The sequence below is a fragment of the Pseudomonas parafulva NBRC 16636 = DSM 17004 genome (assembly GCF_000730645.1).
Classification (GTDB): Bacteria; Pseudomonadota; Gammaproteobacteria; order Pseudomonadales; family Pseudomonadaceae; genus Aquipseudomonas; species Aquipseudomonas parafulva.
Map to the genome: position 1 here is coordinate 1 of NZ_BBIU01000010.1, position 26,287 is coordinate 26,287.

Sequence of the window (26,287 nt, forward strand, 5' to 3'; positions counted from 1 at the left end):
ACAGGCCCCTGCTGAATCAACAGGTTATGTGCGGCTCTACAGGCCAGGCTCCATCACCGCTGCTCAATCGCCACAAATGGCCGCTGCTCCACGCCCACGTACTCGGCGCTTGGGCGGATGATGCGGTTGTTGGCGCGCTGCTCGAATACATGCGCGGCCCAACCTGTGAGGCGTGAGCAGACGAAGATGGGCGTGAACAGCTTGGTCGGGATGCCCATGAAGTGGTACGCCGACGCATGGTAAAAGTCAGCGTTGGGGAACAGGCGCTTCTGCTCCCACATGGTCTTGTCGATGGCCTCGGAAACCGGGTACAGCACCGTATCCCCCACTTCATCGGCCAGCTGCTTCGCCCAGCCCTTGATCACCTCGTTGCGCGGGTCGGATTCCTTGTAGATGGCATGGCCAAAGCCCATGATCTTGTCCTTGCGCTCAAGCATGCGCAGCAACTCGGTCGTGGCCTCCTGCGGGCTCTGGAAGCGCTCGATGAGCTCCATGGCCGCCTCGTTGGCACCACCGTGCAGCGGGCCGCGCAATGCGCCGATGGCGGCCGTGATGCACGAATACAGGTCGGACAGCGTCGAGGCGCATACCCGGGCGGTGAAGGTGGAGGCGTTGAACTCGTGTTCCGCGTAAAGGATGAGTGAAACGTTCATCACCTTCACATGCAGCGCACTGGGTTTCTTGCCGTGCAGCAGGTGCAGAAAATGGCCACCCAGGGTGTCTTCGTCACTGTGGCAGTCGATGCGCACGCCATGGTGGCTGTAGCGGTACCAGTAGCACATCACCGCAGGGAACAGCGCCAGCAAGCGGTCGGTCTTCTCGACTTGGGCGTCGAAGGTGAGCTCGGGCTCCAGCGTGCCGAGCATCGAACAGCCCGTACGCATCACATCCATGGGGTGGGTGTCACGCGGGATGCGCTCGAGCACCTCCTTCAAGGCCTGGGGCAGCTCGCGCAGACCTTTCAGCTTGTGCTTGTAGTCGGCAAGTTCGGCCTGGCTGGGCAGCTCGCCGTACAGCAGCAGGTAGGCAACTTCCTCGAACTCGGCACCGGCAGCCAGTTCGCGCACGTCGTACCCACGGTAGGTCAGCCCGGCACCGGCTTGGCCCACGGTCGACAGCGCGGTCTGGCCGGCCACCTGCCCGCGCAGGCCAGCGCCACTGAGTACTTTTGCTTCGGCCATGGTGTTTCTCCTTTCTTGAATTTGTTATGGGAATGCTGTTTGGCTGATGGAAGCCTTTATCGCGAGCGCTGCTCGCTCCTACAAGGACCGGGGGGGGTCAGGCCTTTTTCTGGGCAAACAGGGCGTCCAGGCTTTGTTCGAACGCGTGGTAGCCGATGGCATCGTAAAGCTCCATGCGGGTCTGCATGGTGTCGACCACGTTCTTTTGCGTGCCGTCGCGGCGCAGGGCCGCGTAGACGTTTTCAGCCGCCTTGTTCATGGCGCGGAATGCCGACAGCGGGTAGAGCACCAGCGACACGCCGACCGAACCCAGTTCATCGGTGGTGTACAACGGCGTGGCGCCGAATTCGGTGATGTTGGCCAGGATCGGCGCCTTTACCCGGTCGGCGAACGTCCGGTACATCGACAACTCGGTGATGGCCTCGGGGAACACCATGTCGGCGCCGGCTTCGACACAGGCGGCAGCCCGGTCCAGCGCGGCGTTCAGGCCCTCGACGGCCAGCGCGTCGGTGCGCGCCATGATCACGAAACTGTCATCGGTGCGGGCATCGACGGCCGCCTTGATGCGGTCGACCATTTCCTGCTGGCTGACGATTTCCTTGTTGGGCCGATGCCCGCAGCGCTTGGCACCAACCTGGTCTTCGATGTGAATGGCGGCAGCGCCGAACTTGCTCATCGAGCGCACGGTGCGGGCCACATTGAAGGCCGATGCGCCGAACCCGGTGTCCACGTCCACCAGCAAGGGCAGGTCGCACACGTCGGTGATGCGGCGTACATCCGTGAGCACGTCATCGAGGTTGCTGATGCCCAGGTCAGGCAGGCCGAGCGACCCGGCAGCCACACCACCACCGGACAGGTAGATGGCCTTGAAACCGGCGCGTTTGGCCAGCAGTGCATGGTTGGCATTTATGGTGCCGACCACCTGCAGCGGCTGCTCGGCGGCAACGGCTTCGCGGAAACGCTGGCCGGGTGTGCTCTTCACGGTCATTTCTCACCTCTTGGGCTGTCAGTGCGGGCGTCCAGGTAGTGGCGCTCGATGTTGCGCTTGGAGGCGCCGATGTGGCGGCGCATCAGGAGTTCGGCCAGCTCGCCATCACGCTCGGCAATGGCATCGAGAATACGGTGGTGCTCGGCAAATGCCTGGCGCGGGCGGTTAGGCGTTGCGGAGAACTGGATGCGGTACATGCGCACCAGCTGGTACAGCTCGCCACACAGCATCTTGACCAAGGTCTGGTTGCCGCTGCCCTGGATGATCCGGTAGTGGAAATCGTAATCACCTTCCTGCTGGTAATACCCCACACCCGCCTGGAAGGCAGCATCTCGCTCATGGGTGTCCAGCACCCGGCGCAGTTCTTCGATGTCGGCCACACTCATGCGCTCTGCTGCCAACCGGCACGCCATGCCTTCGAGCGACTCACGGATCTCGTACAGCTCGATCAGTTCGGCATGGTTGAGCGACACCACCCGCGCGCCCACATGGGGTATGCGCACCAGCAGGCGCTGCCCTTCGAGGCGATGGATGGCCTCGCGCAGGGGCCCACGGCTGATGCCATAGGTGCGGGCCAGCTCAGGCTCGGAAATCTTGCTGCCAGGGGCAATGTCACCTTTGACGATGGCCGCCTGGATGCGCCGAAACACATGCTCGGACAGGGTTTCCGATTCGTCCATCAAGGCCGGGCCAACGGCGGAGAGGTCCTGCATATTGTCGACACCTTATTCAATCCATGCGCTGAAATTAGCTAAAAAGGCATGATCAGTCAAAGGCTAAATATGGATTGTTGACAATTATGCTGACCAGAACTTCTCCTGCCCTGTTGCTGTCAGATCGCGCACCGCTGGCGTCAATACGTCGGCGTGATAGAATGCCGCGCCTCCGATGGAGTATGGATAGCCTGACTGCCAACGCCGTACGCGTGTTGACAGTTCAACGAGGAAGCTTGTGCAGCAGTTGCCAGTCGCCTTACCCCGAAACTTGCACAATACCGCGCCAGGACTATGAGACTTACACCTGCTTTATTACTGCTTTGCCTCACCCTGCTGCCGGCCCTTGGCCAGGCGGCGGGCAAGACCGTGTACGGGCTCAATGAGTACGCACGCCTGGGTGACCTTGACCTGGAGGTGGCGGCCAAGCTCGACACCGGTGCCAAGACCGCCTCGCTCAGCGCCCGCGACATCAAACGCTTCAAACGCAACGGCGAAAGCTGGGTGCGCTTCTACCTGGCCATCGACGCCGCCCACTCTCACCCCATCGAACGCCCGTTGGCGCGGGTGAGCAAGATCAAGCGCCGTGCCAGCGACTACGACGCTGACTCCGGCAAGGCCTATACCGCGCGGCCGGTCATAGAACTCGATATCTGCATGGGCCAGGCCCGGCGCACCATCGAAGTCAACCTCACAGACCGCAGCGCCTTCCAGTTCCCGCTGCTGATCGGCTCTGAAGCCCTGAAACACTTCGACGCACTGGTCGACCCCAGCCTTAAATATGCGGCCGGCAAACCTGCCTGTGCCACCGACGCTCCCAAAGCAGAGTAACCCCGATGCGCTCTCTTACCCTCCACCTGAAAGTCCTGATCACCGTACTGGTGCTTCTGGGCGTAGCCGTCACGGCCTATCAGATCCTGGTGCTCGGCATCCCGGTCACCGAGGATGAAACCGACGACCTGTGGAACATCGACGCCAAGATCGAATTCGTCGCCAGCACCAAGGACCCGGTCAAGGTGCAGATGTTCGTACCGCCACTGAACCGCGACTACGTGAGCCTCAACGAGAGCTTCATCTCCAACAACTATGGGGTCAGCGTCAACCGCGCCGACGGTAACCGCAAGGTCACCTGGTCGGCCCGCCGCGCCAGCGGCAACCAGACGCTGTACTACCGTCTGGTGCTGACCAAGCGCTACAGCACCGAAAAAGCCAAGATCAAGGGCCCGACCTTCCGTGACAGCCTGGCGGTGGACGGCCCCGAGAAGATCGCCGCAGAAGCGCTGATGGCACCGATTCGCCAGCATTCGGCCGATGTGGAAACCTTTGTCGGTGAGACCATCAAGCGGGTCAACAACCTCAACGACGACAATGTCAAGCTGCTGCTGGCCGGCGACACCTCGTCCCTGAAAAAGGCCCAGGTGATCGACCTACTGCTGTCCATCGCCCACGTGCCGATGGAAAGAGTGCACACCATCCGCCTGGTGGCAGACACCCCGCAAACCCCTGAGCTGTGGCTGCGCAGCTTCAATGGCAACGACTGGCTGTACTTCAACCCTGATACCGGCGAACAGGGCCTGCCAAGCGACCGCCTGCTGTGGTGGACCGGTGACGACAACCTGATCACCGTCGATGGCGGCAAGAAAGCCAACGTCACCTTCAGCATGAACAACAGCGAGATGAACGCCATCCGCCTGGCCAAGCTGACCGACGAGAACACCGACGCCGACTTCCTCGAGTACTCGCTGTACGGCTTGCCGCTGCAGACCCAGCAAACCTTCATGATCATGGTGATGATCCCGATTGGCGTGCTGGTGATCCTGATCCTGCGCAACCTGATCGGCATCCAGACCCTGGGCACCTTCACCCCCGTGCTGATCGCCCTGGCCTTCCGCGAAACCCAGCTGGGCTTCGGTATCGTGCTGTTCACGGTGATTACCGCGCTTGGCCTGTCACTGCGCTCCTACCTGGAACACCTGAAGCTGCAGATGCTGCCGCGGTTGTCGGTGGTGCTTACCTTCGTGGTGGTACTGATTGCCGCCATCAGCCTGTTCAGCCACAAGCTGGGCCTGGAGCGTGGCCTGTCGGTAGCACTGTTCCCCATGGTGATCCTGACCATGACCATCGAGCGCCTGTCCATCACCTGGGAGGAACGCGGGGGCGGCCATGCCATGAAGGTGGCCATCGGCACGTTGTTCGCGGCATCCCTCGCACACCTGCTGATGATGGTGCCGGAGCTGGTGTACTTCGTCTTCACCTTCCCGGCAGTGCTGCTGATTCTGGTGGGCTTCATGCTCGCGATGGGCCGCTACCGCGGGTACCGCCTGACCGAGCTGGTGCGCTTCAAGGCATTCCTGAAGAAGGCTGACGCCTGATGTTTGGCCTGATCAAGACGTGGAAAGCCCTGGAGGCCCGGGGCATCATGGGTATCAACCGGCGCAACGCGGACTACGTGTTGAAGTACAACAAGCGCCACCTGTACCCGATCGTCGACGACAAGATCATCACCAAGGAGCGTGCACTGGCTGCCGGCATTCATGTGCCGGAAATGTACGGCGTGATCGAGACGGAAAAAGAGATCGAAAAGCTCGACCAGATCATTGGCGGGCGCAATGACTTCGTTATCAAGCCGGCGCAAGGCGCTGGCGGTGACGGCATCATGGTGATCGCCGACCGCTTCGAGGACCGCTACCGCACAGTGTCGGGCAAGATCATCAGCCACGAGGAAATCGAACACCAGATTTCCAGCATCCTCACCGGCCTGTACTCGCTGGGCGGGCACCGTGACCGGGCACTGATCGAATACCGGGTCACGCCCGACCAGATCTTCAAAAGCATCAGCTACGAAGGTGTACCGGACATCCGCATCATCGTGCTGATGGGCTACCCGGTCATGGCCATGTTACGCCTGCCCACCCGCCAGTCGGGCGGCAAGGCCAACCTGCACCAAGGCGCCATCGGCGTGGGTGTAGACCTGGCCACCGGCGTGACCCTGCGCGGTACCTGGCTGAACAACATCATCAGCAAGCACCCGGACACCACCAACTCGGTGGATGGCGTGCAACTGCCCACCTGGGACGGCTTCATGAAGCTTGCCGCAGGCTGCTACGAGCTGTGCGGGCTGGGCTACATCGGCGTGGACATGGTGCTGGATCAGGAAAAGGGGCCGCTGATTCTGGAACTGAACGCCCGCCCGGGGCTGAACATCCAGATCGCCAACGACTGCGGCCTGACCCAGCGTACCCATGCCATCGAAGCCCACCTGGAAGCGCTGGCCAAGGAAGGTATCACTGAAGATGCCGAGCAACGCGTCCGGGTCGCACAGGGGCTGTTCGGGCACGTGCCCGGCCATTGATCGGGTGGGGCTGCCCTGCAGCCCCTTCCTTCACGTGGCATTGGGTGCGGGGGAATGTAAAGCCCGGTGCTAGGCGCAGTTCCTGCAGCGGTCTACAATTGCCCCCTCGCTTTTACATCGCCGTCCACACTGATGCCGACCTGTACGCTTTACCCCCTGCCCTACCAACCCGACCCCGCCACTTTTTTTGCCCGCCTGCGCCAGGCGCCGGGGGCGATTCTGCTGGACAGCGCACGCCCTGCCGCCGACCGTGGCCGGTTCGACCTGCTCAGCGCCTGGCCTGTGCAGCAGCTTCACGCACGGCCTGGCGAAGACGGCCGCGCGTTTCTGCACCGTTTGCGCGACAGCCTGGCGCAGCTTGGCACTGCACAGTTGCCAGCAGGCAGCGAGCTGCCGTTCGCCGGCGGCCTGATCGGCTACCTGAGCTACGACTTCGGTCGCCGGCTGGAGCAACTGCCCAGCCAGGCGGTGGATGACCTCGGCCTGCCGGATGCACAGTTGGGGCTGTATGCCTGGGCAATGGTCACCGACCATGTGCAGGGCACCACCCAGTTGGTGTTTCACCCAAGCCTGGCTGCTGACGAGCGTGACCGCCTGGTGAGCCTGTTCAGCAGCTCAGCGCCTGGTGCATCAGGCCCTTTCAAACTGCTCGCGCCCATGGCCGGCGACCTGCAGCCGGCACAGTACCAGGCCGCATTCAACCAGGTGCAGCGCTACATTCAGGCCGGTGACTGCTACCAGATCAACCTCACCCAACGCTTTCGCGCACCTTGCCAGGGCGACCCTTGGCACGCCTACCAGGCACTCCGTCGGGCCTGCCCCACACCGTTTTCCGGCTACCATCAACTGGCCGACGGCAGTGCTCTGCTGAGCTTTTCGCCAGAGCGGTTCATCCGGGTCAGCCAGGGCCAGGTAGAAACCCGGCCCATCAAGGGCACCCGGCCACGCGGCAGCACCCCGGCAGAAGACATGCGCAATGCCGAAGAACTGCTGCACAGCCCCAAGGACCGCTCCGAGAACCTGATGATCGTCGACCTGCTGCGCAACGACCTCGGGCGCACCTGCCAGATCGGCTCGGTCAGCGTGCCGGAGCTGTTCAGCCTGGAAAGCTACCCGAACGTGCATCACCTGGTCAGCAGCGTCATCGGCACACTGGCTGACGGCAGGGATGCACTGGACCTGATCGGTGACAGCTTCCCGGGCGGGTCCATTACCGGCGCACCGAAAATCCGCGCCATGCAGATCATCGACGAGCTGGAGCCCACCCGCCGCGCCCTGTACTGCGGGTCTTTGCTGTATGTAGATGTGCGCGGCGAAATGGACAGCTCCATCGCCATCCGCAGCCTGCTGGTCAAGGACGGGCACGTCAACTGCTGGGGCGGCGGTGCCGTGGTCGCCGATTCGCAATGGCAAGCTGAATACGAAGAGTCGATCGCCAAGGTACGCGTGCTGATGCAGGCCTTGCAGGCGCTGTAGAGCCGTCTGCCCCGTATTTTTTTGTTACCATCACCCCATTACGAGCGCACAGCGCCACAGCCAAGATGGAAACCGCCTGATGAGCCAACCCTTCGACGTCGCTGCCCTGGCCGCGGCCTATGCCAACAAGTCCCCGCAGGACATCCTCAAGCTTGCCTTCGAGCATTTCGGTGATGACCTGTGGATTTCGTTCAGCGGCGCCGAGGACGTGGTGCTGGTAGACATGGCCTGGAAGCTGAACAAGCAGGTCAGGGTGTTCAGCCTGGACACCGGCCGCCTGCACCCGGAAACCTACCGTTTCATCGACCAGGTGCGCGAGCAGTACAACCTGCCGATCGAAATCCTCAGCCCGGACCGCAACACGCTCGACCCTTTCGTCAAAGACAAGGGGCTGTTCAGCTTCTACCGCGACGGGCACGGTGAGTGCTGCGGCATCCGCAAGATCGAGCCGCTGCGCCGCAAGCTGGCCACGGTCAGCGCCTGGGCCACTGGCCAGCGCCGTGACCAGAGCCCCGGCACCCGCAGCCAGGTGGCGGCCCTGGAGATCGACAGCGGCTTTTCGACCCCGGAACGCACCCTGTACAAATTCAACCCACTGGCGCAGATGACCAGCGAGGAAGTGTGGGGCTACATTCGCATGCTGGAACTGCCCTATAACAGCTTGCACGAGCGCGGCTTCATCAGCATCGGCTGCGAGCCCTGCACACGCCCGGTGCTGCCTAACCAGCATGAGCGCGAAGGGCGCTGGTGGTGGGAGGAGTCCACCCAGAAGGAATGCGGCCTGCACGCTGGCAACCTGATCACCAAGGCCTGAAACCCATCACGGCCAGCTGCACGACGCTGGCCGGCAGCTGGCCGCAACCCATGGAGCTCAGTGCACAGGCAGTTCGACGCCTTCGAACAGGGCTTCGAGCTCCTGCTTGTTGTGGCACTGAATGGCCTTGGCCATCACTTCACGGGTGAGGTGCGGGGCGAATTTCTCGATGAAATCGCACATGAAGCCGCGCAGGAACGTACCTCGGCGGAAGCCGATCTTGGTGATGCTGGCTTCGAACAGCTCACTGGCATCCAGGGCGACCAGGTCACTGTCGAGCTTGGCGTCCACCGCCATGCCGGCGACGATGCCCACACCCAGGCCAAGGCGCACATAGGTCTTGATCACGTCGGCATCCGCCGCGGTGAAAACCACTTTCGGGGTGAGACCGCGGTGGTTGAAGGCCTCGTCCAGCTTGGAGCGCCCAGTGAACCCGAACACGTAGGTAACGATCGGGTACTCGGCCACTGCCTCCAGGGTGAGCTTAGGCAGCTTGGCCAACGGGTGGCCCTGAGGCACCACTACACAGCGGTTCCATTTGTAGCACGGCATCATGATCAGGTCGCCGAACAGCTCCAACGCTTCGGTGGCGATGGCAAAATCGACCGTGCCGTCAGCCGCCATTTCGGCAATCTGCATCGGCGAGCCCTGGTGCATGTGCAGCGAAACTTCAGGGTACTGCTTGATGAAGCTGCTGATTACCGGCGGCAACGCATAGCGGGCCTGAGTGTGGGTGGTGGCGATAGACAGCGTGCCCTTCTTCTCGTTGGAGAATTCCTGGGCAATCTGCTTGATGCTTTCAACCTTGCGCAGGATCTCCCCGGCGGTGTTGATGATGCGCTCACCTGCAGGGGTGACGCGGGTAAGGTGCTTGCCGCTGCGTGCGAACACTTCGACGCCCAGCTCATCTTCGAGCAGGCGGATCTGCTTGCTGATACCTGGCTGGGAGGTGTACAGGCTCTGGGCTGTCGCGGAGACGTTGAGGTCATGGTGCGCCACTTCCCAGATGTAGCGCAGTTGTTGAAGCTTCATAGGTTTCCCTCGGTTCAGCGATGAGTCAGCGGCAGCGGGCAGCGACGATATATAACTATATTAGTGGTTATTGAAATAAATCTAGAACTATTTTGTTACATGCCTAGGGAAGCGCCCTACACGCAGCTTCACGCTTTCCTACGACCTAGATGCTGCGACAGCGGCACCATGTAGACCGGCACCGGGGACAGCTGCAACAGCCTCACCGCTGTTCTGCCCAGGGGCACGTCAACCCCCGCGCCGGCGCTGTGGCTGCCAAATATCAGCAGGTCGACGCTAAGCCGCTGCGCCTGGTCGAGGATGACCTGCGCAGGGTCCCCCTGGCGAACGCGTACCGCCTTGAGCACGGCAAGGTCGGCGTCTTCACCCAGCTCATCACGCAGGTTTTCCAGCACACGCTGTTCGATGTTGGCCATCACCGTGCTTACGCCCTGACTGTGCAATTGATCGAGAGTCTGCTCGTCCAGGTAGCTCTGCAACAGGGATTCGGCAAACTGGCCCATGGGCTCAACGGCGTGTATCACATACAACTCCGCCGAAAAGGTGCGCGCCAGGGCCAGCGCATGCTGCATCACGAAAGGCGCATAAACACCGAGGTCGGTGGCATACAGCATGGATCGGATCATTCGACCTCCTCGACTGCCGCGGCGGCAGAGCAAGCTAGAGCTTAGCAGCGCGCCGCACACCCGCCTGGCCATCCGGCGCGCCCGCATCTGCCCAGGCCTCAGCGGTTGGCGCGGGCACTCAGGAAGGCCAGCGCCTGGTGGAGCATCTGTATGCGGGGCAAGCTGCAGCCGGCCGCTTGAGCGCGGGCCAGGGGCTCGGCATAGATGGCCTGCAGTTCGAGGGGGCGGCCGTGGGCGTGATCGTGGTACATGCTGGGCCAGTAATCTGGCATGCCTTCCGTCACTTCGAACAACTGCTGGGCGTAGCCCTCAGGCAGCACATGGCCACAGGCCGCTGCGCCCTGCACCACTTCATCCATCAGCGCCCGCACCAGCGCACGGCTGCTACTGTCGGCCATCAACAGCCCGGTACTGGCACCCAGCAGCACGGAAAGCCCGTTGTAGGGCACGTTCCACACCAGTTTCTGCCAGCGCGCCTGCGCGAGGTCGGGCATGGCCTGCGAGGCCACGCCTGCAGCCCTGAACAAACCCGCGCCCTGCTCGACCAGCTGCGCCCCGCCGTCGGCTGCCGGGCCGCTGTGGTAGCCGAGGTTGACGGTACCCAGTGCCTGATGGCAAATCACCCCGGGCGCCTGGCGATTCACGCAGATGAAGCACAGCCCGCCCAGCAGGTGCATGTCCGGGCGTAATGCCGGGCGCAGTTGCTCCTCGACCCCCAGGCCGTTCTGCAGCAGCACCACCTTTGCACCTGGCGCTGCGGCCTGCACGATCAACGGCGCCAGTTGGTGGTTGCTGGTAGCCTTGGCGCCAATCAGCAACCAGTCGCACGCCGGCATCTGGGTGCCCGAGGCATAGCATTGGGCGTTCAGATGCAGGGCACCGTGAACGGCACTTTCCACGGCCAGCCCGCGCTCGCGCACCGCCTCGTACTCGCTGCGCAGCAGAAAGTGCACATCAAAGCCTGCCCGGGCCAGCATCAGCCCGTAAAAGCCGCCAATCGCGCCACTGCCGATGATGCCGATGCGTGGGTTGGTTGTGCGCATGCCGCCCTCCTTGTGGATGTGAGGCTACTTTGTACACCGGATTGACCCATTCAGGTGGGGTAATCCCCATTGTGGCGCCAACGCTAACGCGCTAAGGTTCGGCTCCCCGCTGCGATTATTCTTGCTGCTGGGCCGCACGGGGACTGTTGGCGGCCGGCACCCGTGACCTGACGAGTAACACGATGGCTGATTTACCGATCGATGACTTGAACGTTGCCTCCAACGACACGCTGATCACCCCTGATCAGCTCAAGAAGGAAATCCCCCTCAGCACCAAGGCCCTGCAGACCGTTACAGCAGGTCGCGAAGTCGTGCGCAATATTCTGGATGGCAAGGACCACCGCCTGTTCGTTGTGGTTGGGCCGTGCTCCATTCACGACATCAAGGCAGCCCACGAATACGCCGAGCGCCTCAAGGTGCTGGCCGAGGAAGTGTCCGACACGCTGTACCTGGTCATGCGTGTATATTTTGAGAAGCCGCGCACTACTGTCGGCTGGAAAGGCCTGATCAACGATCCCTACCTGGATGACTCATTCAAGATTCAGGATGGCCTGCACATTGGTCGCAAACTGCTGCTGGACCTGGCGGAGATGGGGCTGCCTACCGCTACCGAGGCACTGGACCCGATTTCGCCGCAGTACCTGCAAGACCTGATCAGCTGGTCCGCCATCGGCGCCCGCACCACGGAATCTCAAACCCACCGTGAAATGGCGTCGGGCCTGTCCTCGGCCGTTGGCTTCAAGAACGGTACCGATGGCGGCCTTACCGTGGCCATCAATGCCTTGCAATCGGTGTCCAAGCCTCACCGCTTTCTTGGCATCAACCAGGAAGGCGGCGTGTCCATCGTCACCACCAAGGGGAACCCGTACGGTCATGTGGTGCTGCGGGGCGGTAACGGCAAGCCCAACTATGACTCGGTCAGCGTCGCGCTTTGCGAACAGGACCTGGTTAAGGCCAAGATCAAGCCCAACATCATGGTCGATTGCAGCCACGCCAACTCCAACAAAGACCCGGCACTGCAACCGCTGGTGATGGAGAACGTGGCCAACCAGATTCTCGAGGGCAACCAGTCCATCATCGGGCTGATGGTTGAAAGCCATTTGAACTGGGGCTGCCAGTCCATTCCGAAGGATCTGGCCCAGTTGCAATACGGGGTGTCGGTCACCGACGCCTGCATCGACTGGTCGGCAACCGAGAAAACACTGCGCAGCATGCGCGCCAAGCTCAAGGATGTGCTGCCACAGCGCAAGCGCGGCTGATCAGCACCTCGCTCAGCCTGACAGGTCGGTATGAATGTCAGGCTTTGCTGGAATGACGCTGCTGGCGTTCCATGTACCGCTCTACATACGAGCAGGACGGGATGACCGTGTACCCCATCTGCTCGGCGTACGCCAGGGCCTGCTCGGTCAAGGCTGCAGCGATACCCCGGCCCCGCAGAGCGTTGGGCACAAAGGTGCGGTAGATGTCGAGGGTCTGCTTGCCCAGGTCCATGTACGTCAGGTAGGCACGATGACCGTCCACACTGGTCTCGAACTGATGACCGGCCTGGTCATGGTGGATGGTCAGCGCTTCACTCATCACTACTCCTCGCAGGTCTTCCTGGCAGACCTTTTCGCCTTACAGCGGGTGGTTCATCCGGCGCACTATGCAGTACGCCGCCTCTTGGCTTTCGACCGATCCGCACAGCAGTGCGTTCGTTCGGATCTGTAGCACTCATAAGATAGTAGGCGCCCTACTAGGGGTTGCTCAAGGTGCGCACCCATGAAAGGGCAAACTCTGCTGTCGCAACTGTGGGTGGCTGCAAGCAATTGCTGTCGGATGTTGTAGGACTGAGACGTCCCATGACAGTGCAAGTCACTATTGGTTCCACAAAAAAGTACAGGTACTACAACCGCTTGCGATTACTGCACCTTTTTGTTTCACGCCTACCTTGCGCCTCTTTCTAGCGTGCAGCAGCGGGCTGTTTTTTTTTGCAGTTCTTGCGCTCTGTCAGTTTACTTACTACAAGTAATGGGTACTATGTACGCCGGCCAGTTTCTCTTTTCTGAGAGATGGCTATTTAATAGAAAGTCCTTGAAGGGGAACACGATGAACAACGTTCTGAAATTCTCTGCTCTGGCTCTGGCCGCAGTTCTGGCTACCGGTTGCAGCAGCGTCTCCAAAGAAACCGAAGCTCGTCTGACTGCGACTGAAGACGCAGCAGCTCGTGCTCAAGCTCGTGCCGATGAAGCCTACCGTAAGGCTGACGACGCACTGGCAGCCGCTCAGAAGGCTCAGCAGACCGCTGACGAAGCCAACGAGCGCGCACTGCGTATGCTGGACAAAGCCAGCCGCAAGTAATAATCCTCACGGATTGTTATCGAGCCGATCCACCTGTGGGTCGGCTTTTTTATTGCCCGCAATAAAGCGGTCGAGCTCATACAAAAAGGCCTGCGCAATGGCAGGCCCTGTCACACAGTAGGCGAGGCTACTGCAGCTCAGCCGGAATAGTGGATACCATCGGCGCATCGCCAGGGCCATTGGCCGGCACGGCAATTTCGACCGGCATGCCATCCTCGGCAGCCACCACGTCACGCACCATGTCCCAGTTCATGCGCACGTTGTTGGCCAGGTCTTCGCGCTTGAGCAGGGCGTTGATAACAGCCGTATGCTTGTCCACGACCGACGGGTTGCCTTGGTCATCCAGCGGCGTGTGGGCCTCCAGGTATACCTTGCCCTGACTGACCCCGAACTTGTAGGGCTCGTTGATGATGCGTACTGGCGTGCCCACCGGCACCATACCCGAGAGCTCCAGCACATTGTTGTTGAGCATGCGGAAGCAACCGTGACTGGTGCGCATGCCGATACCGAACTTTTTGTTGGAGCCGTGGATCAGGTAGCCAGGCACACCCAGCGTGAACTTGAAGGGCCCCAACGGGTTGTCGGGCCCTGCAGGGACGACGGCCGGCAGGATGTCACCGTCCGCAGCATGCTCGGCACGAATGGAAGCAGGCGGGGTCCAGGTGGGGTTCGGCGTTTTGGCAGTGATCTTGGTGTTGGCGACCGGCGACCCCCACCCCTCGCGACCGATACCCAGCGGGAAGGTGTGCACCACATTCTGCCCCTTGGGGTAGTAGTACAACCGGTACTCCGCCAGGTTGATGACGATGCCTTCACGCGGGCCCGGCGGCAGGATGTAGCGCGTGGGCAGGATGATTTCCGTACCGGCGCCAGGCAGCCAGGGATCGACACCGGGGTTGGCCGCGATCATTTCAAGGTAGCCCAGGTCGTTGGCGGTGCCGATGTCGGCGAAGGTGTCCTCATACTTTGCCTTGATGACGTGCACCTGACCGACCAGGTCATCACCGGGCGGTGGCAGCGGCAGCTCCAGCGCGGCGGCGGGGCCCGCTACCAGCAGGGCGGCCAGGGACAGGCTACGGGTGACGGCAGGAAAGCGCGGCAACATCCGGTAAATCCTTCGAAAGGTGAGTCAAGAGGTTCGATTGTACACCCGCCCCCGGGCCAGCGGGAGGCATTGGCGCGTTGCAAGCCTTTGCAGATGATGAAAGGGCCCGGCTTCAACTGGCCTGCAGTTCGGGCCAGATGGGCCGCATGCCACGCCGTTGTGCATCGAGTATGGCACGGCACAGGTCACACAGGCGGCCATCGCGGTAGATCGACTGCGGCACCCCGGACCAGCGAGGGTGAGCCGGCAGCAACCCCCCGCACAATGTCCTGTCGACCGGCACGCCCAACTCGAGCTGGCGGGCGACCAGGTGGACACGCACCTCCTGGCAGGCGAACAGGTCAAGCTGCTCGTCGGGCTCGATCAGTTGATAGGCATACAGGGACCAGGCGGGGCGCGGCATCGGGGGCACTCGAAACGGGGGGCGCAACATTAGCCGAAAGCCGGCCCCGTTTAAAGCGTCATAGCAACGGTTTTAGCGCCGGCCAGGCATTTTCCAGCAGGCGTTGCTGAGCACCTTGCGCAGGGTGGATACCATCGGCCTGCATCAATTCCGGCACACCCCCTACCCCGTCGAGGAAGAACGGCACCAACGCGACGTGTTTGTCCGCTGCCAATTGCTGGTAGACCTGTGCAAATGCCTCGGTGTAACGCACGCCATAATTTGGCGGCAGTCGCATGCCCAGCAACAGCACCTTGGCGCCGGCCTTGTGCGACTGCTCGATCATCGAAGCAAGATTTTGTTGCAATTGCCCGGGCGGCTGCCCACGAAGGCCGTCATTGCCCCCCAGTTCCAGCACTACCACCCCAGGCTTGTGCGCCGCAAGCAGCGCCGGCAGCCGCGCCTGGCCCCCCGCGCTGGTGTCACCGCTGATGGAGGCATTGACCACCTTGTCGTCGAAACCTTCCTGCTGCAGGCGGGTCTGCAACAGGGAGACCCAACCCTGGCGGGTATCCAGCCCGAAACCGGCGCTGATACTATCGCCAACGATCAGCAGTGTCCCCGCCGTGGCGTTCTGGGCCAGGCAACACAGGACCAGCACGGCACTCAACCACCTTCTTCGCATTGGATTCTCCATGGGCCCCAGCATTCTCGTTGCGCAGAACCTTAGCAAAGTGGTCCCCAGCGCGGAAGGCGAACTGGTGATTCTGCACGCGTTGTCACTGGATCTTGCCGCCGGCGATTCGCTGGCAATCGTCGGCGCCTCCGGCTCCGGCAAATCCACCCTCCTCGGCCTGCTGGCAGGCCTTGACCAACCCAGCGCCGGTCGCGTGCTGCTGGCAGGCCACGACCTCGGGCCGCTGGATGAAGACCAGCGCGCCAGGGTGCGCGCCGAACACGTGGGTTTCGTATTCCAGTCGTTTCAACTGCTCGACAGCCTCAACGCCCTGGAAAATGTCATGCTGCCCCTGGAGCTGGATGGCCGCCGCGATGCCAGGGAACATGCCCGCACCCTGCTGGAACGCGTTGGCCTGGGCCAGCGGTTGAGCCACACACCCAGGCAGTTGTCCGGTGGCGAGCAGCAGCGGGTGGCCATCGCACGCGCATTCGCCGCACAACCCGCCGTGTTGTTCGCCGACGAACCCACCGGCAACCTCGACAGCCACACCGGTGAGCGCATCAGTGACCTGTTGTTCGAACTGAACCAGGAACGGGGCACCACCCTGGTGCTGGTCACCCATGACGAACGCCTGGCGCGCCGCTGCCGCCGTCAGATCCGCCTGGATGCCGGCCACCTGGTCGCGCCATTGGAGGCAGGATGACACGGATGCCCCTGGCACGGCTGCTGGGGCTGGCTGCGCGCCAGCTGCTACGAGACTTGCGCGCCAGCGAAGTGCGCGTGTTGTTCTTCTCGTTGCTGGTGGCGGTGGCGGCAAGCACTGCCATCGGCTATTTCGGCGCCCGCCTGAACGGCGCCATGCAATTGCGTGCCAGCGAGTTCCTGGGGGCCGACCTGGTGCTGCAAGGGAGCGCGCCGGCTGCCGAACCGCAGATCACCGCGGGGACCGCCCAGGGTTTGCGCCACGCTCAAGTGGTGGAGTTCACCAGCGTGGTGGGCGGCGACAGCGGCATCGAGCTGTCCAGCGTCAAGGCCGCCGACAACGCTTACCCACTGCGCGGGCAACTGCGCAGCGCCGCCCAGCCCTATGCCGAAGAAACCCCCGGCGGCCTCCCCGCCCCCGGCGAGGCGTGGGTGGAGCCCCGGCTGCTGGCGGCACTGGGGCTGAAGGTAGGTGACAGTATCGACGTGGGCATGAAAACCCTGCGCCTGAGCCGGGTGCTGACGTATGAGCCAGACCGCGCCAACAACTTCTATAGCCTAACGCCGCGGGTACTGATGAACCTGGCGGACTTGCCCGCCACAGGCGTGGTCCAGCCAGGCAGCCGGGTTACCTATCGCGAACTGTGGAGCGGCACTACCGACGCGCTGGCGCAGTATCGCCAGGCTGTAGAGCCGCACCTGGCAGCCAGTCAGCGCCTGCGCGATACCCGTGATGGCAACCAGCAGATTGGCGGCGCGCTGGGTAAAGCCGAGCGCTACCTGAACATGGCGAGCCTGGTGGCGGTGCTGCTGGCGGGCGTTGCCGTCGCCATGTCGGCCAGCCGCTATGCCTCCCGGCGGCTCGATGCCAGCGCGCTGCTGCGCTGCCTGGGGCTTTCGCGCCCCCAGGCGCTGACCCTCTACAGCCTGCAGTTGGCCATGCTGGGCATCGCGGCGGCAGCCGCCGGTGCCGGGCTTGGCTGGCTTGCCCAGTTGGGCCTGTTCCGGCTGCTGCAAGGCCTGCTGCCCAGCACCGTGCCAGCGGGGGACGCCGCCCCTGCCCTTGCGGGGGTCGCCACCGGATTGGTGGCGCTGGCAGGTTTTGCCCTCCCGCCCATCGCAGCCCTTGGCCGGGTGCCGCCGCTGCGGGTGCTGCGCCGCGACCTGCTGCCCGTGCCGCCGGGCAGCTGGTTCGTGTACGGCGCGGCCCTGCTCGCGCTCGGCCTGATCATGTGGCGCCTGAGCCTGGACCTGCTGCTGACCTTCGCATTACTCGCCGGCGGCCTGGTGACAGCGCTGGCACTCGGCGGCCTGCTGTTGCTGAGCCTGCGCAGCCTGAGGCGCTTGCTGGCGAACGCGCCACTGGCCTGGCGCCTGGGGCTCGGCCAGCTGCTGCGCCACCCCATGGCGGCGGCGGGGCAAGCCCTGGCATTTGGCCTGATTCTCCTGGCGATGGGCCTTGTCGCCCTGCTGCGCGCAGAACTGCTGGACACCTGGCAGGCGCAACTGCCCAAGGATGCCCCGAATTACTTTGCACTCAACATTCTGCCAGACGATCGCGAACCCTTCGCGGCGCACCTGAAACAGATCAATGCAGCCGCAGCCCCGCTATACCCGGTCACCCCGGGCCGGCTGGTGCAAGTGAACGGCGAGCCGGTGCAGCAGATCGTCAGCAAGGACTCGGCGGGCGAGCGCGCCGTGCAACGTGACCTGAGCCTGACCTGGGCTCAGGACCTGCCCACGGGTAACGCCCTGACTGCGGGCCACTGGTGGCAAGGCCTGCCGGCAGGCGACGAAGTGCCCGGCGTGTCGGTAGAGGCGGAACTCGCTGTCAGCCTGGGGTTGAAGTTGGGTGACCTGCTGGCGTTCGATATCGGCGGGCAGCAACGTCAGGCCCGGGTGATCAACTTGCGCAGCGTGCACTGGGACAGCTTTCAGCCCAACTTCTACATGATCTTCCAGCCCGGCACCTTGCAGGGCCTGCCTACCACCTACCTGACCAGCTTCTACCTGGCGGCGGGGCATGACCTGGACGTCGTCGCGCTGTCGCGTGCATTCCCTGCGGTGACGCTGTTGCAGGTTGACGCCCTGCTGGATCAACTGCGCAGCATCCTCGCGCAGGTGACGCTGGCTGTGGAGTACGTCCTGTTGTTTGTGCTGGGTGCGGGGCTGGCCGTGCTGTTCGCAGGCCTGCAAGCCACGCTGGATGAGCGTATCCGCCAAGGGGCACTGCTGCGGGCGCTGGGGGCGGCGCGACCATTATTGGTAAAAGCGCGCCGTATCGAGTTTGGCCTGCTGGGCGCAGTCAGCGGGTTGTTGGCAGCCGCGGGTTGCGAGCTGATCACCTGGGTACTGTACCGCTACGCCTTCGACCTGCCCTGGGGGCCGCACCCCTGGCTGTTAGTGATGCCGGTGGCTGGCGCACTGCTGGTGGGCGGCGCCGGCGTGCTGGGCACCCGTAGGGCGCTGAATGCAAGCCCACTGGCCGTGCTGCGCGATGGCTAAGGCGACAGAGGAAGGCTTTGCGCCTACTGGGTGTAACTGATGGTGTTGATGTACCAGCTTGCCTCGCCGGTAGGGGTGTGCACCACCACCTCATCGCCCTGCTGTTTTTTCAGCAAGGCACGCGCCATGGGTGAATCGATCGAGATGTAATCATTGCGCCCATGGATTTCGTCGTAACCGACGATGCGAAAGCGCAGTGATACGCCGTCGTCATTCTCGATTTCCACCCAGGCGCCGAAGAACACCCGGCCTTCCTGCTCGGGCGCATAGCTCACCACTTTCACGTCCTCCAGGCGTTTGCGCAGGTAGCGCACCCGCCGGTCGATTTCGCGCAGAAGCTTCTTGTTGTACTGGTAATCGGCATTTTCGCTGCGATCACCCAGCGATGCCGCCCAGGTCACTTTCTGGGTGATTTCCGGGCGATAGACCCGCCAGAGATGATCCAGCTCTTTCTTAAGCGCCTCATGGCCCTGAACAGTGATGATGTTGGTACTCAACTGAGCGCTCCTCAGCGGCCTGTGATCAGGCCTTGGCGGGCAATGCGCACCAGGTTGCCGATGATTTCGGCAGCGTCTTCCGGCGCGGGCGCCTGGATGACCGCCAGGTCAAAGCGATCATTGGCGTACTGGGCAAGGTGCTGCCCGGTTTCGGCAAACTGGATCAGAAAGGCGCGGGCCTGGCCTCGGCGGCGAGACAGGCCTTCGAGATGGCGCAACAGGGTGGGCTGATGCTGACCACCGAGCAGGATGCGCGGTGTACGGGACGCCTGGCTGGCAGGCAAAGGGCTTAAACAGACACTGGTACGTGGGCAACTCATGGCGCTTTCTCTGCCTCGCAAATCCCGCTGGGCAGCGGTGGGAGGCATCACCGAACCAGCGCTTTAGCGGTATTTGAAAACACCCCTGGGGCGTTTTTGCGCCCCGCAAGTAGCTGTTTAAATCGGCGCAAGCGGTATGCTAGAGCGATGTGCCACAACTTGCAAGCGGCTCGGCTACAGCCTCCGCCAGCCTGGCCGCTCAGCGCTTCACCACGCGCTCGAGCACCCCACGCTGGCGGTTGAATGCCACGTAGTACTTGTTCACGCTGTTGACGAAGTTGACCGGCCCCATGCCCACCTGCTCCATGGCAATCCGTTCGGTCTGGAAAAACCACTGGTTACCGTTGAGGCCGCGTTTGCGGGCTTCGGCGCGCATGGCCTGCACCCGCTCCGGGCCCAGGTTGTAGGCCGCCAGAACGAAGGCCATGCGCTCACGCTCGTTGATGCGCGGGCTGGAGAAGAACTTGCGGCGGATCAGCGCCAGGTAGCGGGCACTCGCTTGCACATTGCCATCAACCGTTGACGTATTGCTCACACCTACCCGTTGAGCCGCCGAGGGGGTGATCTGCATCAACCCATGCGCCCCACCCGCGCCGCGCGCCGTCGGGTTCAGGGTCGACTCCTTGAACGCCAGCGCCGCCAGGTTCAGCCAGTCGATCTGCTGCGCATCACCATGCTTCTGCAAGACCGAGCGCACGGAGGCCAGGCGCTGGCGGGCCTTGCTTGCCAGGGGGTCATGCACACGGTACTGGCGGCGGTAGATACGCTCGAAAGCAGCGTCCTGGTTGCCCGGTGCACGGTAGCCCTGAAGAAACCGGTCGACCGCGGCCTGCAGCTCGGGCGTATCGCGCCCCACATACCAGCGCATGGCCTGCGGCGGCCCAAGGTGTACACCCGGGTTAAGGCGCAGGCGTGGCATCACCCTGGACCAACGCTGGGCAATCGGCTGCTCGACCACCGTGAGGTGATAGATGCCGGCCTGCACCATTTCCAGTACATCCTCCACCGCCAGCGTTGAATCCACCCATTCCACCTTGATGGGCGGGCGCTTGCGCAAGGCCAGCCGCTGGTTGACCTGCTGGATGAGCGGGCCGGCGGCACTGGCACTGGTCAGGGCGATGGTACGCCCAGACAACTGCTCCACCTGGGTGAAGCCGCGCTCACCCTTGCGCCCGACCAGCGTCAGCGCTACGTGGTCGCGTATGGGCGCAGTGGCCGTGACGCCACGCACTACCCCAGGGTCGAACAGTTCGCCCGGTGCTGCCAGGTCACCCTCGCCCCGCGCCAGGGCGCCCAGTAACTGCTCCTTGGCCCGTGGGATCAGCTTGAGCTGCAACCGCTGGCCGTCCTCGACACGCGCGTTGAGAAAATGCTCCAGGGCCCGTAGCCGGTAATATTCGATGCCCACCGGTTCGCCCTTCACTTCACCCGAACTGTTGCGGCTCTGGTTGACCAGCACGCGCAACACCTTGCTGCTGCGTATCTGCTGCAGGTCGCGGGCCTTGGCCGCAGGAATGTGCTGCGGGCCTGGCGCCCGCGCCTGTGCATGCGCAGCCATGGGCAGGCAGAGCGTTAGCAGGAAAACAAGCCAGTATCGCGGCATGGGCAGCGTATCCGTGGGGTGTGGGGGCCGGTCAACCAGGCCATCGCCACATGAGGTTTGACGGCAAAAGACCTCTACAAGCACATGAAGTTCTTGGATTTTCAGTAAAACGCAAGCTTTTGCTATGCTGGCCGCCCCGCGGCACGAGGTAGCACCATGCAACTGATCGATATCGGCGTCAACCTGACCAACAGCAGTTTCCAGGGCCGAGAGGCCGAGGTTTTCCAACGCGCCCTGCAGGCGAATGTGACGCAATTGGTACTGACCGGCACCAGCCTGCCTGTCAGCGAACAAGCGCTGGAGCTGTGCCATCAGCTTGACGAAACGGGCGCGCACCTGTTCGCCACGGCAGGCGTACACCCCCATGACGCCCAAGGCTGGGACAGCTTGAGCGAGCAGCGTTTACGCCAGTTGCTTAAAGAACCTCGGGTGCGAGCAGTGGGTGAATGCGGGCTGGACTTCAACCGCGATTTTTCCCCTCGCCCACAGCAGGAAGCCGCCCTGCATGCGCAACTGGCGCTGGCGGTGGAAACGCAGATGCCGGTTTTTCTGCACGAACGCGATGCCAGCGAGCGCCTGGTCGCGATTCTCAAGGAGTACCGCGACCACCTGGTAGGCGCGGTGGTGCACTGCTTCACCGGTGAACGTGAGGCGCTGTATGCGTACCTGGACCTGGATCTGCATATAGGCATTACGGGTTGGATTTGCGACGAACGGCGCGGCACTCACCTGCATGCGCTGGTGGGCAATATGCCTGCAGGCCGGCTGATGCTCGAAACCGATGCGCCCTACCTGTTACCCCGCAGCCTGCGGCCCAAGCCAAAAAGCGGTCGCAACGAACCGGCCTACCTGGGCGAGGTGCTGAGGGAGGTTGCGCTGCACCGCTCCGAACGTATCGAGACAACCGCTGCGCACACCACGGACACTGCACGCACCTTCTTCAGCCTGCCTTCAGTGCCCGTTGTTTCTTGATACATATCAACACCGTCGATGGCAGCCAGCGGCACAATGATGGCACCTTGCCAATGTTGTTTCCGCTCAACTCAGAGAAGACCTACCCATGGGTGCCTGGCTTAGCAATGTTTCACTGAAATACAAGTTCTGGGCCGTCAACGCGGTGGCCTTTGTCACGACCCTACTGCTGGTGCTGTATGCCGTGCACCTGGAGCAGCGTGCGCGCGCCGAGGCAGCGCAGCGCCAGGCCGTGGCGCAGGCTGAAGTGCTTGCGGCCTGGCCGGCAGGCCAGGCACTGCCTCGCGCTGCCGCCATCGTCAGCTGGTCGACCGGGCAAACGCCGACCTTTGCCGGCGAGCCCCTCGACGATCTGCGTAACGCTCAAGGCTGGGTGAGCCTGCCTGGCGATCACCTGCTGGGTGAGGACCCCATCGAGGGCGCGCAGGTACTGAGCCTGGGCGACCGCCAGGTCGCCGTGATCGCACAGGCGCCCAGCCTGCGTCAGGTGTTCGTGGAGCGGTTCACCAACTACGCGGTGTGCGTATTGATCCTGATGCTGGCCATGCTAGGTGCCTCGCAGTTGCTGATCCGCTTCTTGCTCAGCCAGCTGAACACCCTGAAGGATGTGATGCTGCACGTGGAAAAGACCGGCGACCTGGCCGCCCGGGTACCGCTGGCCTGCGGTGACGAAGTTGGCCAGATGGCCGGTGCGTTCAACGCCATGCAGACAACCTATCACCGGGTGGTCAGTACCGTCGCCCACACGGCAGCGCAACTGGACTCCGGCGCCGTACGCCTGGCTGCCAGCATGAGCGACGTGCGTCACGGCATGCTGGGCCAGCAGAGTGAGACTGACCAGGCGGCCACGGCCATCAATGAAATGTCGGCCACGGTGCACCACATCGCCCAGCACGCAGGGGCCACCCGTGACCTGTCGCAGACGGCCGACACCCTGGCAGGCAGTGGCAAGGAAGTGGTGAGCCGCGTCCAGACGTCCATTTCGGGGTTGTCCAGCGGCGTGCAGCAGACCGCCGAGATGATTCGCCAGCTGGCGGAAGACAGCCAGAAGATCAATGGCGTGGTCAGCGTGATTCACAGCATCGCAGAGCAGACCAACCTGCTGGCACTCAATGCCGCCATCGAGGCGGCGCGTGCAGGTGACCTGGGCCGTGGGTTTGCAGTGGTGGCAGATGAAGTGCGCAACCTGGCAAAGCGCGTGCAGACCTCCACCGACGAGATCACCACCATGGTGTCCGCCTTGCAGTCAGGCACCCGCGACGCTGTGGACTTCATGCAAGAAAGCTCCTACAAGGCCGACGACTGCGTCAGGCAGGCTCAGGAAGCCGGGGCCGCACTGGCGGAAATCACCGGGGCTGTGGCGCAGATGCGTGAGAGCAATACCCAGATTGCCGTGGCGGCCGAGCAGCAAAGCCAGGTTGCAGAAGAGATGAACCGCGCCGTGGTGAGTATCCGCGATGTCACCGAGCAGACGGTGCAACAGACCGTGGGCTCGGCCAACACGAGCACCGAGCTGGCTACCCTGGCCGGTGCGCTGAACAAGGCCATAGGCCAGCTAAAGCTATAGTCGCCATAGCCAGCCTCGATTGGCCCTCTGCATGGGGCCGCACTAAGCTTTGGGCATGACCGAGAGGAACTGCCCATGAACAAATACTTGCCCCACCTGCCCGCTTGGCAATGGCGACGCCACGCCCACAATCACCGCCACTCGGGCAACCCTGCGCCACACTTCATTGCCGTGCCTTTGTGCATACTGGGTGGGTTACTGGTGCTGTCAGGCCTGTTTGGCATCGACCTGACGCAAACTGCCGTCGGCGCCATTGCCCTGGTTGCAGGCGCAAGCCTGCAGCGACACAGCCATCGGCATCCGGGCTAGATCAGGCGAATACGGTGACAGTCTGCCGGCTCAATGCCAGTAAAGCCCCATCGGCGGCCCACAACGCGGCCGCCGCATGGCCATAACCGTCACGCGCATGTTCGGTTTCCACGCAGTAGCGGTACCAGTCAGTCGCAGACGCCTGCGCGATCGGCTGGACGAACTCAATGGTCCAGGTCAACGTGCTGCCCGCAGCAGGATGCTTCAAGAACGGAAGCAGGCTGGGCGGCCAGGCATCCACCAATGCCAGCAGGTGAGCTTCACTGAGCGGCTGCGCCGCGATGTCGCGCAGGCGCACCCAGCCACCCATCTTGCGTGCGCTGCTGCCTGTGAACGGCAAGTCGCCCACGCCCCAGCGCAATGCCACGTGCCGCATGAACGCGGGTGTAATCCCTGGCATGAAGGGCAGTTCCTCCGCTGAATCAGCCAGGGCTTTCATGGGTTCGGGCGGCAAGGCAGGCACCTGCACCACCGAAGCGCGTGAGGCACCGAAGTTACCCTGGACCAAGGTGACCACCTGGCCGTCCTGCACGGCCCGACCCAACAAGGTGCTGACCCCCTTCCCCTCGCGCAATAACTCGATTTCGAGCCGAAGCGGTACCTCGGGCGCCGCCGGCGCAACAAAGCTGATAGCCAGCGAGCGCACGGGGCGATCACCCTCCACCCGCTGGCGCATGGCCTCGAACACCATCGCTGCCATCAGCCCCCCAAACACCGCCCGCCCCTGGCCCCAGCTGACCGGCACGGTGATCTTGTCGGGGTTGGCCCTGGCGGCCTCGAGCATCTGAGTGAAATTCATCGGGCAATTCCTGAGCAGGTCGCAATCGACATGTCTGCCCATCCTAGCCACCAACTGCTCACACCACAGCCTTCATATCGGTCAATGTCCAGGCTTGCGACGCACCAACGCCTTGCGCAGGGCCTCCAGCGTCTTGTCAGACCTGCGTTCAGCCTGATGCAGCTCCTGCTCCCACTCACCTTGGCAAACCAGCAAGTCTGGATATTCACGCACCTGAAGCAGCCACTGCAGGCGGTCATGCCAGTCTCCAAGGTCGCCTTGTGCGCGCTTGAGCACCTGCTGCAGGCGCTTGCCGGCGTGGTTGAGCTGCGGGTACGCCTCATCGCCGTAACGTGCGCGCTTGATCAGCAGGCGCAGGCGGTGGCGGTCGTGCGCAGGGTCCTTCAGGGCAGCTTCGAGTTTTCGCCACTGCTTGATCAGGCCCTTGTCGATGCGTTTGCTCAGGGACCTGGTGAGGCCTTCGCGCCCGGCTGCCCGCAGGAACAACGGGAACGCATCGACAATGGCCAGCACGCGTGTCAGCTGCGGGCTGGCGGCGACGCTGGCATAGCCGCTGGCGCGGCCTTCCAGGCGTTTTTGCCCAGGCTGCGCATGCCCTCGCGCCACCAGCTCTGCAGCCAGCACCTCATTGTCGCGCAGCGGTGTCGTCAGCGTGCCCAGCGACTTTGCAGCCTCTTCGAGCTGCTCGACACCGGGCAGCCCACGCAGCGGCCGCAGCAGGCTACGCAAGCGGCGCAAAGTAGTCCGCAGGTCGTGCAGGGCCTCGCTGTCGGTGTCAGCAGCAAGTCGCTCGCGGCAGGCCAACAGCCGTACCTGTACGGTGATTACCTGTGCGACCAGATGATCGAGCATGTCAGACATGTGGCGCTCCTTGGTCAGCGACCGGCACGCGACTCACGAATGTAGAAACGGGCCTTTTCGGCTTTGCGGGTGCAGCTCTCATACCCTTCGAACTGTTGCTGGGTCTTGGCACCGGTGAGCAGTGACAGCGCCTTGGAGTAACTCACTGCGCCTGCGAAGCCTTCAGCCTTGGCCAGGTCCAGCTCTTTCCAGGCCGTATCCAGTTGGGTGGCACAGCTGTCGCGGTACGCGGTTTTGCCTGCGCAGCCGGCAAGGGCCAGGGCAATCAGGGGAAGGCAGATCCAGGCTTTCATTGTTAAGACCTCGAAGATAAGAAAACAGTGGCGTTTGGACGCTCGGGCATCTGAAAAGTGCCCCCCTGGCCCCGGCTTGCTGCACCACGCGGGTAGCCCCGCACAATGCGCATTGAAGCCCGGGGTGG

General features: G+C 63.0%; 27 protein-coding genes and 1 pseudogene. 12 read left to right on the top strand and 16 right to left on the bottom strand.

The window, feature by feature from the left end; all coding sequences use genetic code 11:
• Positions 1-53 precede the first annotated feature (53 nt).
• The 3 genes from prpC to PPA02S_RS07975 all read right to left on the bottom strand — a co-directional run bounded on the left by prpC (position 54) and on the right by PPA02S_RS07975 (position 2,882).
• Positions 54-1,181, bottom strand: a complete 1,128-nt coding sequence (gene prpC / locus PPA02S_RS07965) for a bifunctional 2-methylcitrate synthase/citrate synthase (protein ID WP_028634514.1) — start codon at positions 1,179-1,181, stop codon at positions 54-56.
• Between the two features lie 97 nt (positions 1,182-1,278).
• On the bottom strand, positions 1,279-2,169 hold the full coding sequence (gene prpB, locus PPA02S_RS07970; protein ID WP_028634515.1) for a methylisocitrate lyase: 891 nt from the start codon (positions 2,167-2,169) through the stop codon (positions 1,279-1,281).
• A complete protein-coding gene (locus tag PPA02S_RS07975) occupies positions 2,166-2,882 on the bottom strand; it encodes a GntR family transcriptional regulator (RefSeq protein ID WP_028634516.1) in 717 nt (238 codons plus the stop codon). The genes prpB and PPA02S_RS07975 overlap by 4 nt, the downstream gene beginning before the upstream one ends.
• A gap of 294 nt (positions 2,883-3,176) precedes the next feature.
• Here PPA02S_RS07975 and rloA point away from each other — a divergent pair, with 294 nt between their 5' ends.
• The 5 genes from rloA to PPA02S_RS08000 all read left to right on the top strand — a co-directional run bounded on the left by rloA (position 3,177) and on the right by PPA02S_RS08000 (position 8,524).
• Positions 3,177-3,713, top strand: coding sequence for a retropepsin-like aspartic peptidase RloA (gene rloA / locus PPA02S_RS07980; protein WP_028634517.1), 537 nt, complete (start codon positions 3,177-3,179; stop codon positions 3,711-3,713).
• A gap of 5 nt (positions 3,714-3,718) precedes the next feature.
• Complete coding sequence (gene rloB / locus PPA02S_RS07985) at positions 3,719-5,254, top strand: osmotic stress tolerance membrane protein RloB (protein ID WP_028634518.1); 1,536 nt, start codon at positions 3,719-3,721, stop codon at positions 5,252-5,254.
• Entirely contained in the window at positions 5,254-6,234 is a 981-nt protein-coding gene (locus tag PPA02S_RS07990; protein WP_028634519.1) for an alpha-L-glutamate ligase-like protein, read from the top strand. Before rloB ends, PPA02S_RS07990 begins: the two co-directional genes overlap by 1 nt.
• A 132-nt stretch (positions 6,235-6,366) precedes the next feature.
• Complete coding sequence (gene pabB / locus PPA02S_RS07995) at positions 6,367-7,710, top strand: aminodeoxychorismate synthase component I (protein WP_028634520.1); 1,344 nt, start codon at positions 6,367-6,369, stop codon at positions 7,708-7,710.
• A 79-nt stretch (positions 7,711-7,789) separates the two neighbouring features.
• Positions 7,790-8,524 carry a phosphoadenylyl-sulfate reductase gene (locus PPA02S_RS08000; protein ID WP_028634521.1) on the top strand — a complete coding sequence of 245 codons (735 nt, stop codon included), beginning with the start codon at positions 7,790-7,792 and terminating at the stop codon, positions 8,522-8,524.
• A gap of 57 nt (positions 8,525-8,581) precedes the next feature.
• Here PPA02S_RS08000 and cysB read toward each other — a convergent pair whose 3' ends face one another.
• The 3 genes from cysB to PPA02S_RS08015 form a co-directional block, all read right to left on the bottom strand.
• A complete protein-coding gene (cysB, locus tag PPA02S_RS08005; RefSeq protein ID WP_003250297.1) occupies positions 8,582-9,556 on the bottom strand; it encodes an HTH-type transcriptional regulator CysB in 975 nt (324 codons plus the stop codon).
• Between the two features lie 128 nt (positions 9,557-9,684).
• Entirely contained in the window at positions 9,685-10,182 is a 498-nt protein-coding gene (locus tag PPA02S_RS08010; RefSeq protein WP_028634522.1) for a universal stress protein, read from the bottom strand.
• A gap of 98 nt (positions 10,183-10,280) precedes the next feature.
• Complete coding sequence (locus tag PPA02S_RS08015) at positions 10,281-11,225, bottom strand: putative 2-dehydropantoate 2-reductase (RefSeq protein WP_028634523.1); 945 nt, start codon at positions 11,223-11,225, stop codon at positions 10,281-10,283.
• A 182-nt stretch (positions 11,226-11,407) separates the two neighbouring features.
• On the opposite strand from PPA02S_RS08015, the gene PPA02S_RS08020 reads away from it, so the two are divergent.
• Positions 11,408-12,484, top strand: a complete 1,077-nt coding sequence (locus tag PPA02S_RS08020) for a 3-deoxy-7-phosphoheptulonate synthase (RefSeq protein ID WP_028634524.1) — start codon at positions 11,408-11,410, stop codon at positions 12,482-12,484.
• A 37-nt stretch (positions 12,485-12,521) separates the two neighbouring features.
• Here the strand turns inward: PPA02S_RS08020 and PPA02S_RS08025 are convergent, their stop codons facing one another.
• A complete protein-coding gene (locus PPA02S_RS08025) occupies positions 12,522-12,803 on the bottom strand; it encodes a GNAT family N-acetyltransferase (RefSeq protein WP_028634525.1) in 282 nt (93 codons plus the stop codon).
• 510 nt (positions 12,804-13,313) lie between these two features.
• Between PPA02S_RS08025 and oprI the strand changes: the two genes are divergently transcribed.
• On the top strand, positions 13,314-13,565 hold the full coding sequence (oprI, locus tag PPA02S_RS08030) for an outer membrane lipoprotei OprI (RefSeq protein ID WP_003259780.1): 252 nt from the start codon (positions 13,314-13,316) through the stop codon (positions 13,563-13,565).
• A gap of 127 nt (positions 13,566-13,692) precedes the next feature.
• Here the strand turns inward: oprI and PPA02S_RS08035 are convergent, their stop codons facing one another.
• The 3 genes from PPA02S_RS08035 to PPA02S_RS08045 form a co-directional block, all read right to left on the bottom strand.
• On the bottom strand, positions 13,693-14,670 hold the full coding sequence (locus PPA02S_RS08035; RefSeq protein WP_028634526.1) for a L,D-transpeptidase family protein: 978 nt from the start codon (positions 14,668-14,670) through the stop codon (positions 13,693-13,695).
• A gap of 112 nt (positions 14,671-14,782) precedes the next feature.
• Complete coding sequence (locus PPA02S_RS08040) at positions 14,783-15,073, bottom strand: hypothetical protein (protein ID WP_028634527.1); 291 nt, start codon at positions 15,071-15,073, stop codon at positions 14,783-14,785.
• Between the two features lie 58 nt (positions 15,074-15,131).
• On the bottom strand, positions 15,132-15,737 hold the full coding sequence (locus tag PPA02S_RS08045) for an arylesterase (protein WP_028634528.1): 606 nt from the start codon (positions 15,735-15,737) through the stop codon (positions 15,132-15,134).
• Positions 15,738-15,747: 10 nt separating this feature from the next.
• On the opposite strand from PPA02S_RS08045, the gene PPA02S_RS08050 reads away from it, so the two are divergent.
• Entirely contained in the window at positions 15,748-16,434 is a 687-nt protein-coding gene (locus tag PPA02S_RS08050; protein ID WP_028634529.1) for an ABC transporter ATP-binding protein, read from the top strand.
• Positions 16,431-18,938, top strand: a complete 2,508-nt coding sequence (locus tag PPA02S_RS08055) for an ABC transporter permease (RefSeq protein ID WP_028634530.1) — start codon at positions 16,431-16,433, stop codon at positions 18,936-18,938. Before PPA02S_RS08050 ends, PPA02S_RS08055 begins: the two co-directional genes overlap by 4 nt.
• Before the next feature lie 23 nt (positions 18,939-18,961).
• Here the strand turns inward: PPA02S_RS08055 and greB are convergent, their stop codons facing one another.
• The 3 genes from greB to PPA02S_RS08070 form a co-directional block, all read right to left on the bottom strand.
• Positions 18,962-19,435: a transcription elongation factor GreB gene (greB, locus tag PPA02S_RS08060; RefSeq protein ID WP_028634531.1), complete on the bottom strand. Its 474-nt coding sequence runs from the start codon at positions 19,433-19,435 to the stop codon at positions 18,962-18,964.
• Positions 19,436-19,446: 11 nt separating this feature from the next.
• Positions 19,447-19,755, bottom strand: coding sequence for a hypothetical protein (locus PPA02S_RS08065; protein WP_028634532.1), 309 nt, complete (start codon positions 19,753-19,755; stop codon positions 19,447-19,449).
• A gap of 199 nt (positions 19,756-19,954) precedes the next feature.
• Positions 19,955-21,358: an MltF family protein gene (locus PPA02S_RS08070; protein WP_028634533.1), complete on the bottom strand. Its 1,404-nt coding sequence runs from the start codon at positions 21,356-21,358 to the stop codon at positions 19,955-19,957.
• A 156-nt stretch (positions 21,359-21,514) separates the two neighbouring features.
• Between PPA02S_RS08070 and PPA02S_RS08075 the strand changes: the two genes are divergently transcribed.
• The 3 genes and pseudogenes from PPA02S_RS08075 to PPA02S_RS08085 all read left to right on the top strand — a co-directional run.
• Entirely contained in the window at positions 21,515-22,330 is an 816-nt protein-coding gene (locus tag PPA02S_RS08075; protein ID WP_028634534.1) for a TatD family hydrolase, read from the top strand.
• An 88-nt stretch (positions 22,331-22,418) separates the two neighbouring features.
• The gene (locus tag PPA02S_RS08080; protein WP_028634535.1) at positions 22,419-23,897 is read left to right on the top strand and encodes a methyl-accepting chemotaxis protein; all 1,479 of its coding nucleotides are present in this window, start codon (positions 22,419-22,421) and stop codon (positions 23,895-23,897) included.
• 75 nt (positions 23,898-23,972) lie between these two features.
• Positions 23,973-24,194, top strand: a pseudogene (locus tag PPA02S_RS08085) (terminase); the annotation flags it as partial.
• Between the two features lie 13 nt (positions 24,195-24,207).
• Here PPA02S_RS08085 and PPA02S_RS08090 read toward each other — a convergent pair.
• The 3 genes from PPA02S_RS08090 to PPA02S_RS08100 all read right to left on the bottom strand — a co-directional run bounded on the left by PPA02S_RS08090 (position 24,208) and on the right by PPA02S_RS08100 (position 26,159).
• Entirely contained in the window at positions 24,208-25,005 is a 798-nt protein-coding gene (locus PPA02S_RS08090) for an acyl-CoA thioesterase (protein ID WP_028634536.1), read from the bottom strand.
• 81 nt (positions 25,006-25,086) lie between these two features.
• Positions 25,087-25,866 carry a CHAD domain-containing protein gene (locus PPA02S_RS08095; protein WP_028634537.1) on the bottom strand — a complete coding sequence of 260 codons (780 nt, stop codon included), beginning with the start codon at positions 25,864-25,866 and terminating at the stop codon, positions 25,087-25,089.
• A gap of 14 nt (positions 25,867-25,880) precedes the next feature.
• Positions 25,881-26,159 carry a hypothetical protein gene (locus PPA02S_RS08100; protein ID WP_028634538.1) on the bottom strand — a complete coding sequence of 93 codons (279 nt, stop codon included), beginning with the start codon at positions 26,157-26,159 and terminating at the stop codon, positions 25,881-25,883.
• Between the last annotated feature and the right edge of the window lie 128 nt (positions 26,160-26,287).

Coding starts and splice junctions, on each gene's coding strand:
- PPA02S_RS07990 (WP_028634519.1), top strand. CDS start 5,254: ATGTTTGGCCTGATCAAGACGTGGAAAGCCCTGGAGGCCCGGGGCATC.
- rloA (WP_028634517.1), top strand. CDS start 3,177: ATGAGACTTACACCTGCTTTATTACTGCTTTGCCTCACCCTGCTGCCG.
- PPA02S_RS08020 (WP_028634524.1), top strand. CDS start 11,408: ATGGCTGATTTACCGATCGATGACTTGAACGTTGCCTCCAACGACACG.
- PPA02S_RS08095 (WP_028634537.1), bottom strand. CDS start 25,866: ATGTCTGACATGCTCGATCATCTGGTCGCACAGGTAATCACCGTACAG.
- pabB (WP_028634520.1), top strand. CDS start 6,367: ATGCCGACCTGTACGCTTTACCCCCTGCCCTACCAACCCGACCCCGCC.
- PPA02S_RS08100 (WP_028634538.1), bottom strand. CDS start 26,159: ATGAAAGCCTGGATCTGCCTTCCCCTGATTGCCCTGGCCCTTGCCGGC.
- PPA02S_RS08015 (WP_028634523.1), bottom strand. CDS start 11,225: ATGCGCACAACCAACCCACGCATCGGCATCATCGGCAGTGGCGCGATT.
- PPA02S_RS08070 (WP_028634533.1), bottom strand. CDS start 21,358: ATGCCGCGATACTGGCTTGTTTTCCTGCTAACGCTCTGCCTGCCCATG.
- PPA02S_RS08065 (WP_028634532.1), bottom strand. CDS start 19,755: ATGAGTTGCCCACGTACCAGTGTCTGTTTAAGCCCTTTGCCTGCCAGC.
- PPA02S_RS08055 (WP_028634530.1), top strand. CDS start 16,431: ATGACACGGATGCCCCTGGCACGGCTGCTGGGGCTGGCTGCGCGCCAG.
- PPA02S_RS07975 (WP_028634516.1), bottom strand. CDS start 2,882: ATGCAGGACCTCTCCGCCGTTGGCCCGGCCTTGATGGACGAATCGGAA.
- PPA02S_RS08000 (WP_028634521.1), top strand. CDS start 7,790: ATGAGCCAACCCTTCGACGTCGCTGCCCTGGCCGCGGCCTATGCCAAC.
- PPA02S_RS08045 (WP_028634528.1), bottom strand. CDS start 15,737: ATGCGAAGAAGGTGGTTGAGTGCCGTGCTGGTCCTGTGTTGCCTGGCC.
- PPA02S_RS08040 (WP_028634527.1), bottom strand. CDS start 15,073: ATGCCGCGCCCCGCCTGGTCCCTGTATGCCTATCAACTGATCGAGCCC.
- rloB (WP_028634518.1), top strand. CDS start 3,719: ATGCGCTCTCTTACCCTCCACCTGAAAGTCCTGATCACCGTACTGGTG.
- PPA02S_RS08075 (WP_028634534.1), top strand. CDS start 21,515: ATGCAACTGATCGATATCGGCGTCAACCTGACCAACAGCAGTTTCCAG.
- PPA02S_RS08010 (WP_028634522.1), bottom strand. CDS start 10,182: ATGATCCGATCCATGCTGTATGCCACCGACCTCGGTGTTTATGCGCCT.
- PPA02S_RS08090 (WP_028634536.1), bottom strand. CDS start 25,005: ATGAATTTCACTCAGATGCTCGAGGCCGCCAGGGCCAACCCCGACAAG.
- PPA02S_RS08080 (WP_028634535.1), top strand. CDS start 22,419: ATGGGTGCCTGGCTTAGCAATGTTTCACTGAAATACAAGTTCTGGGCC.
- prpB (WP_028634515.1), bottom strand. CDS start 2,169: ATGACCGTGAAGAGCACACCCGGCCAGCGTTTCCGCGAAGCCGTTGCC.
- oprI (WP_003259780.1), top strand. CDS start 13,314: ATGAACAACGTTCTGAAATTCTCTGCTCTGGCTCTGGCCGCAGTTCTG.
- PPA02S_RS08025 (WP_028634525.1), bottom strand. CDS start 12,803: ATGAGTGAAGCGCTGACCATCCACCATGACCAGGCCGGTCATCAGTTC.
- PPA02S_RS08050 (WP_028634529.1), top strand. CDS start 15,748: ATGGGCCCCAGCATTCTCGTTGCGCAGAACCTTAGCAAAGTGGTCCCC.
- prpC (WP_028634514.1), bottom strand. CDS start 1,181: ATGGCCGAAGCAAAAGTACTCAGTGGCGCTGGCCTGCGCGGGCAGGTG.
- PPA02S_RS08035 (WP_028634526.1), bottom strand. CDS start 14,670: ATGTTGCCGCGCTTTCCTGCCGTCACCCGTAGCCTGTCCCTGGCCGCC.
- cysB (WP_003250297.1), bottom strand. CDS start 9,556: ATGAAGCTTCAACAACTGCGCTACATCTGGGAAGTGGCGCACCATGAC.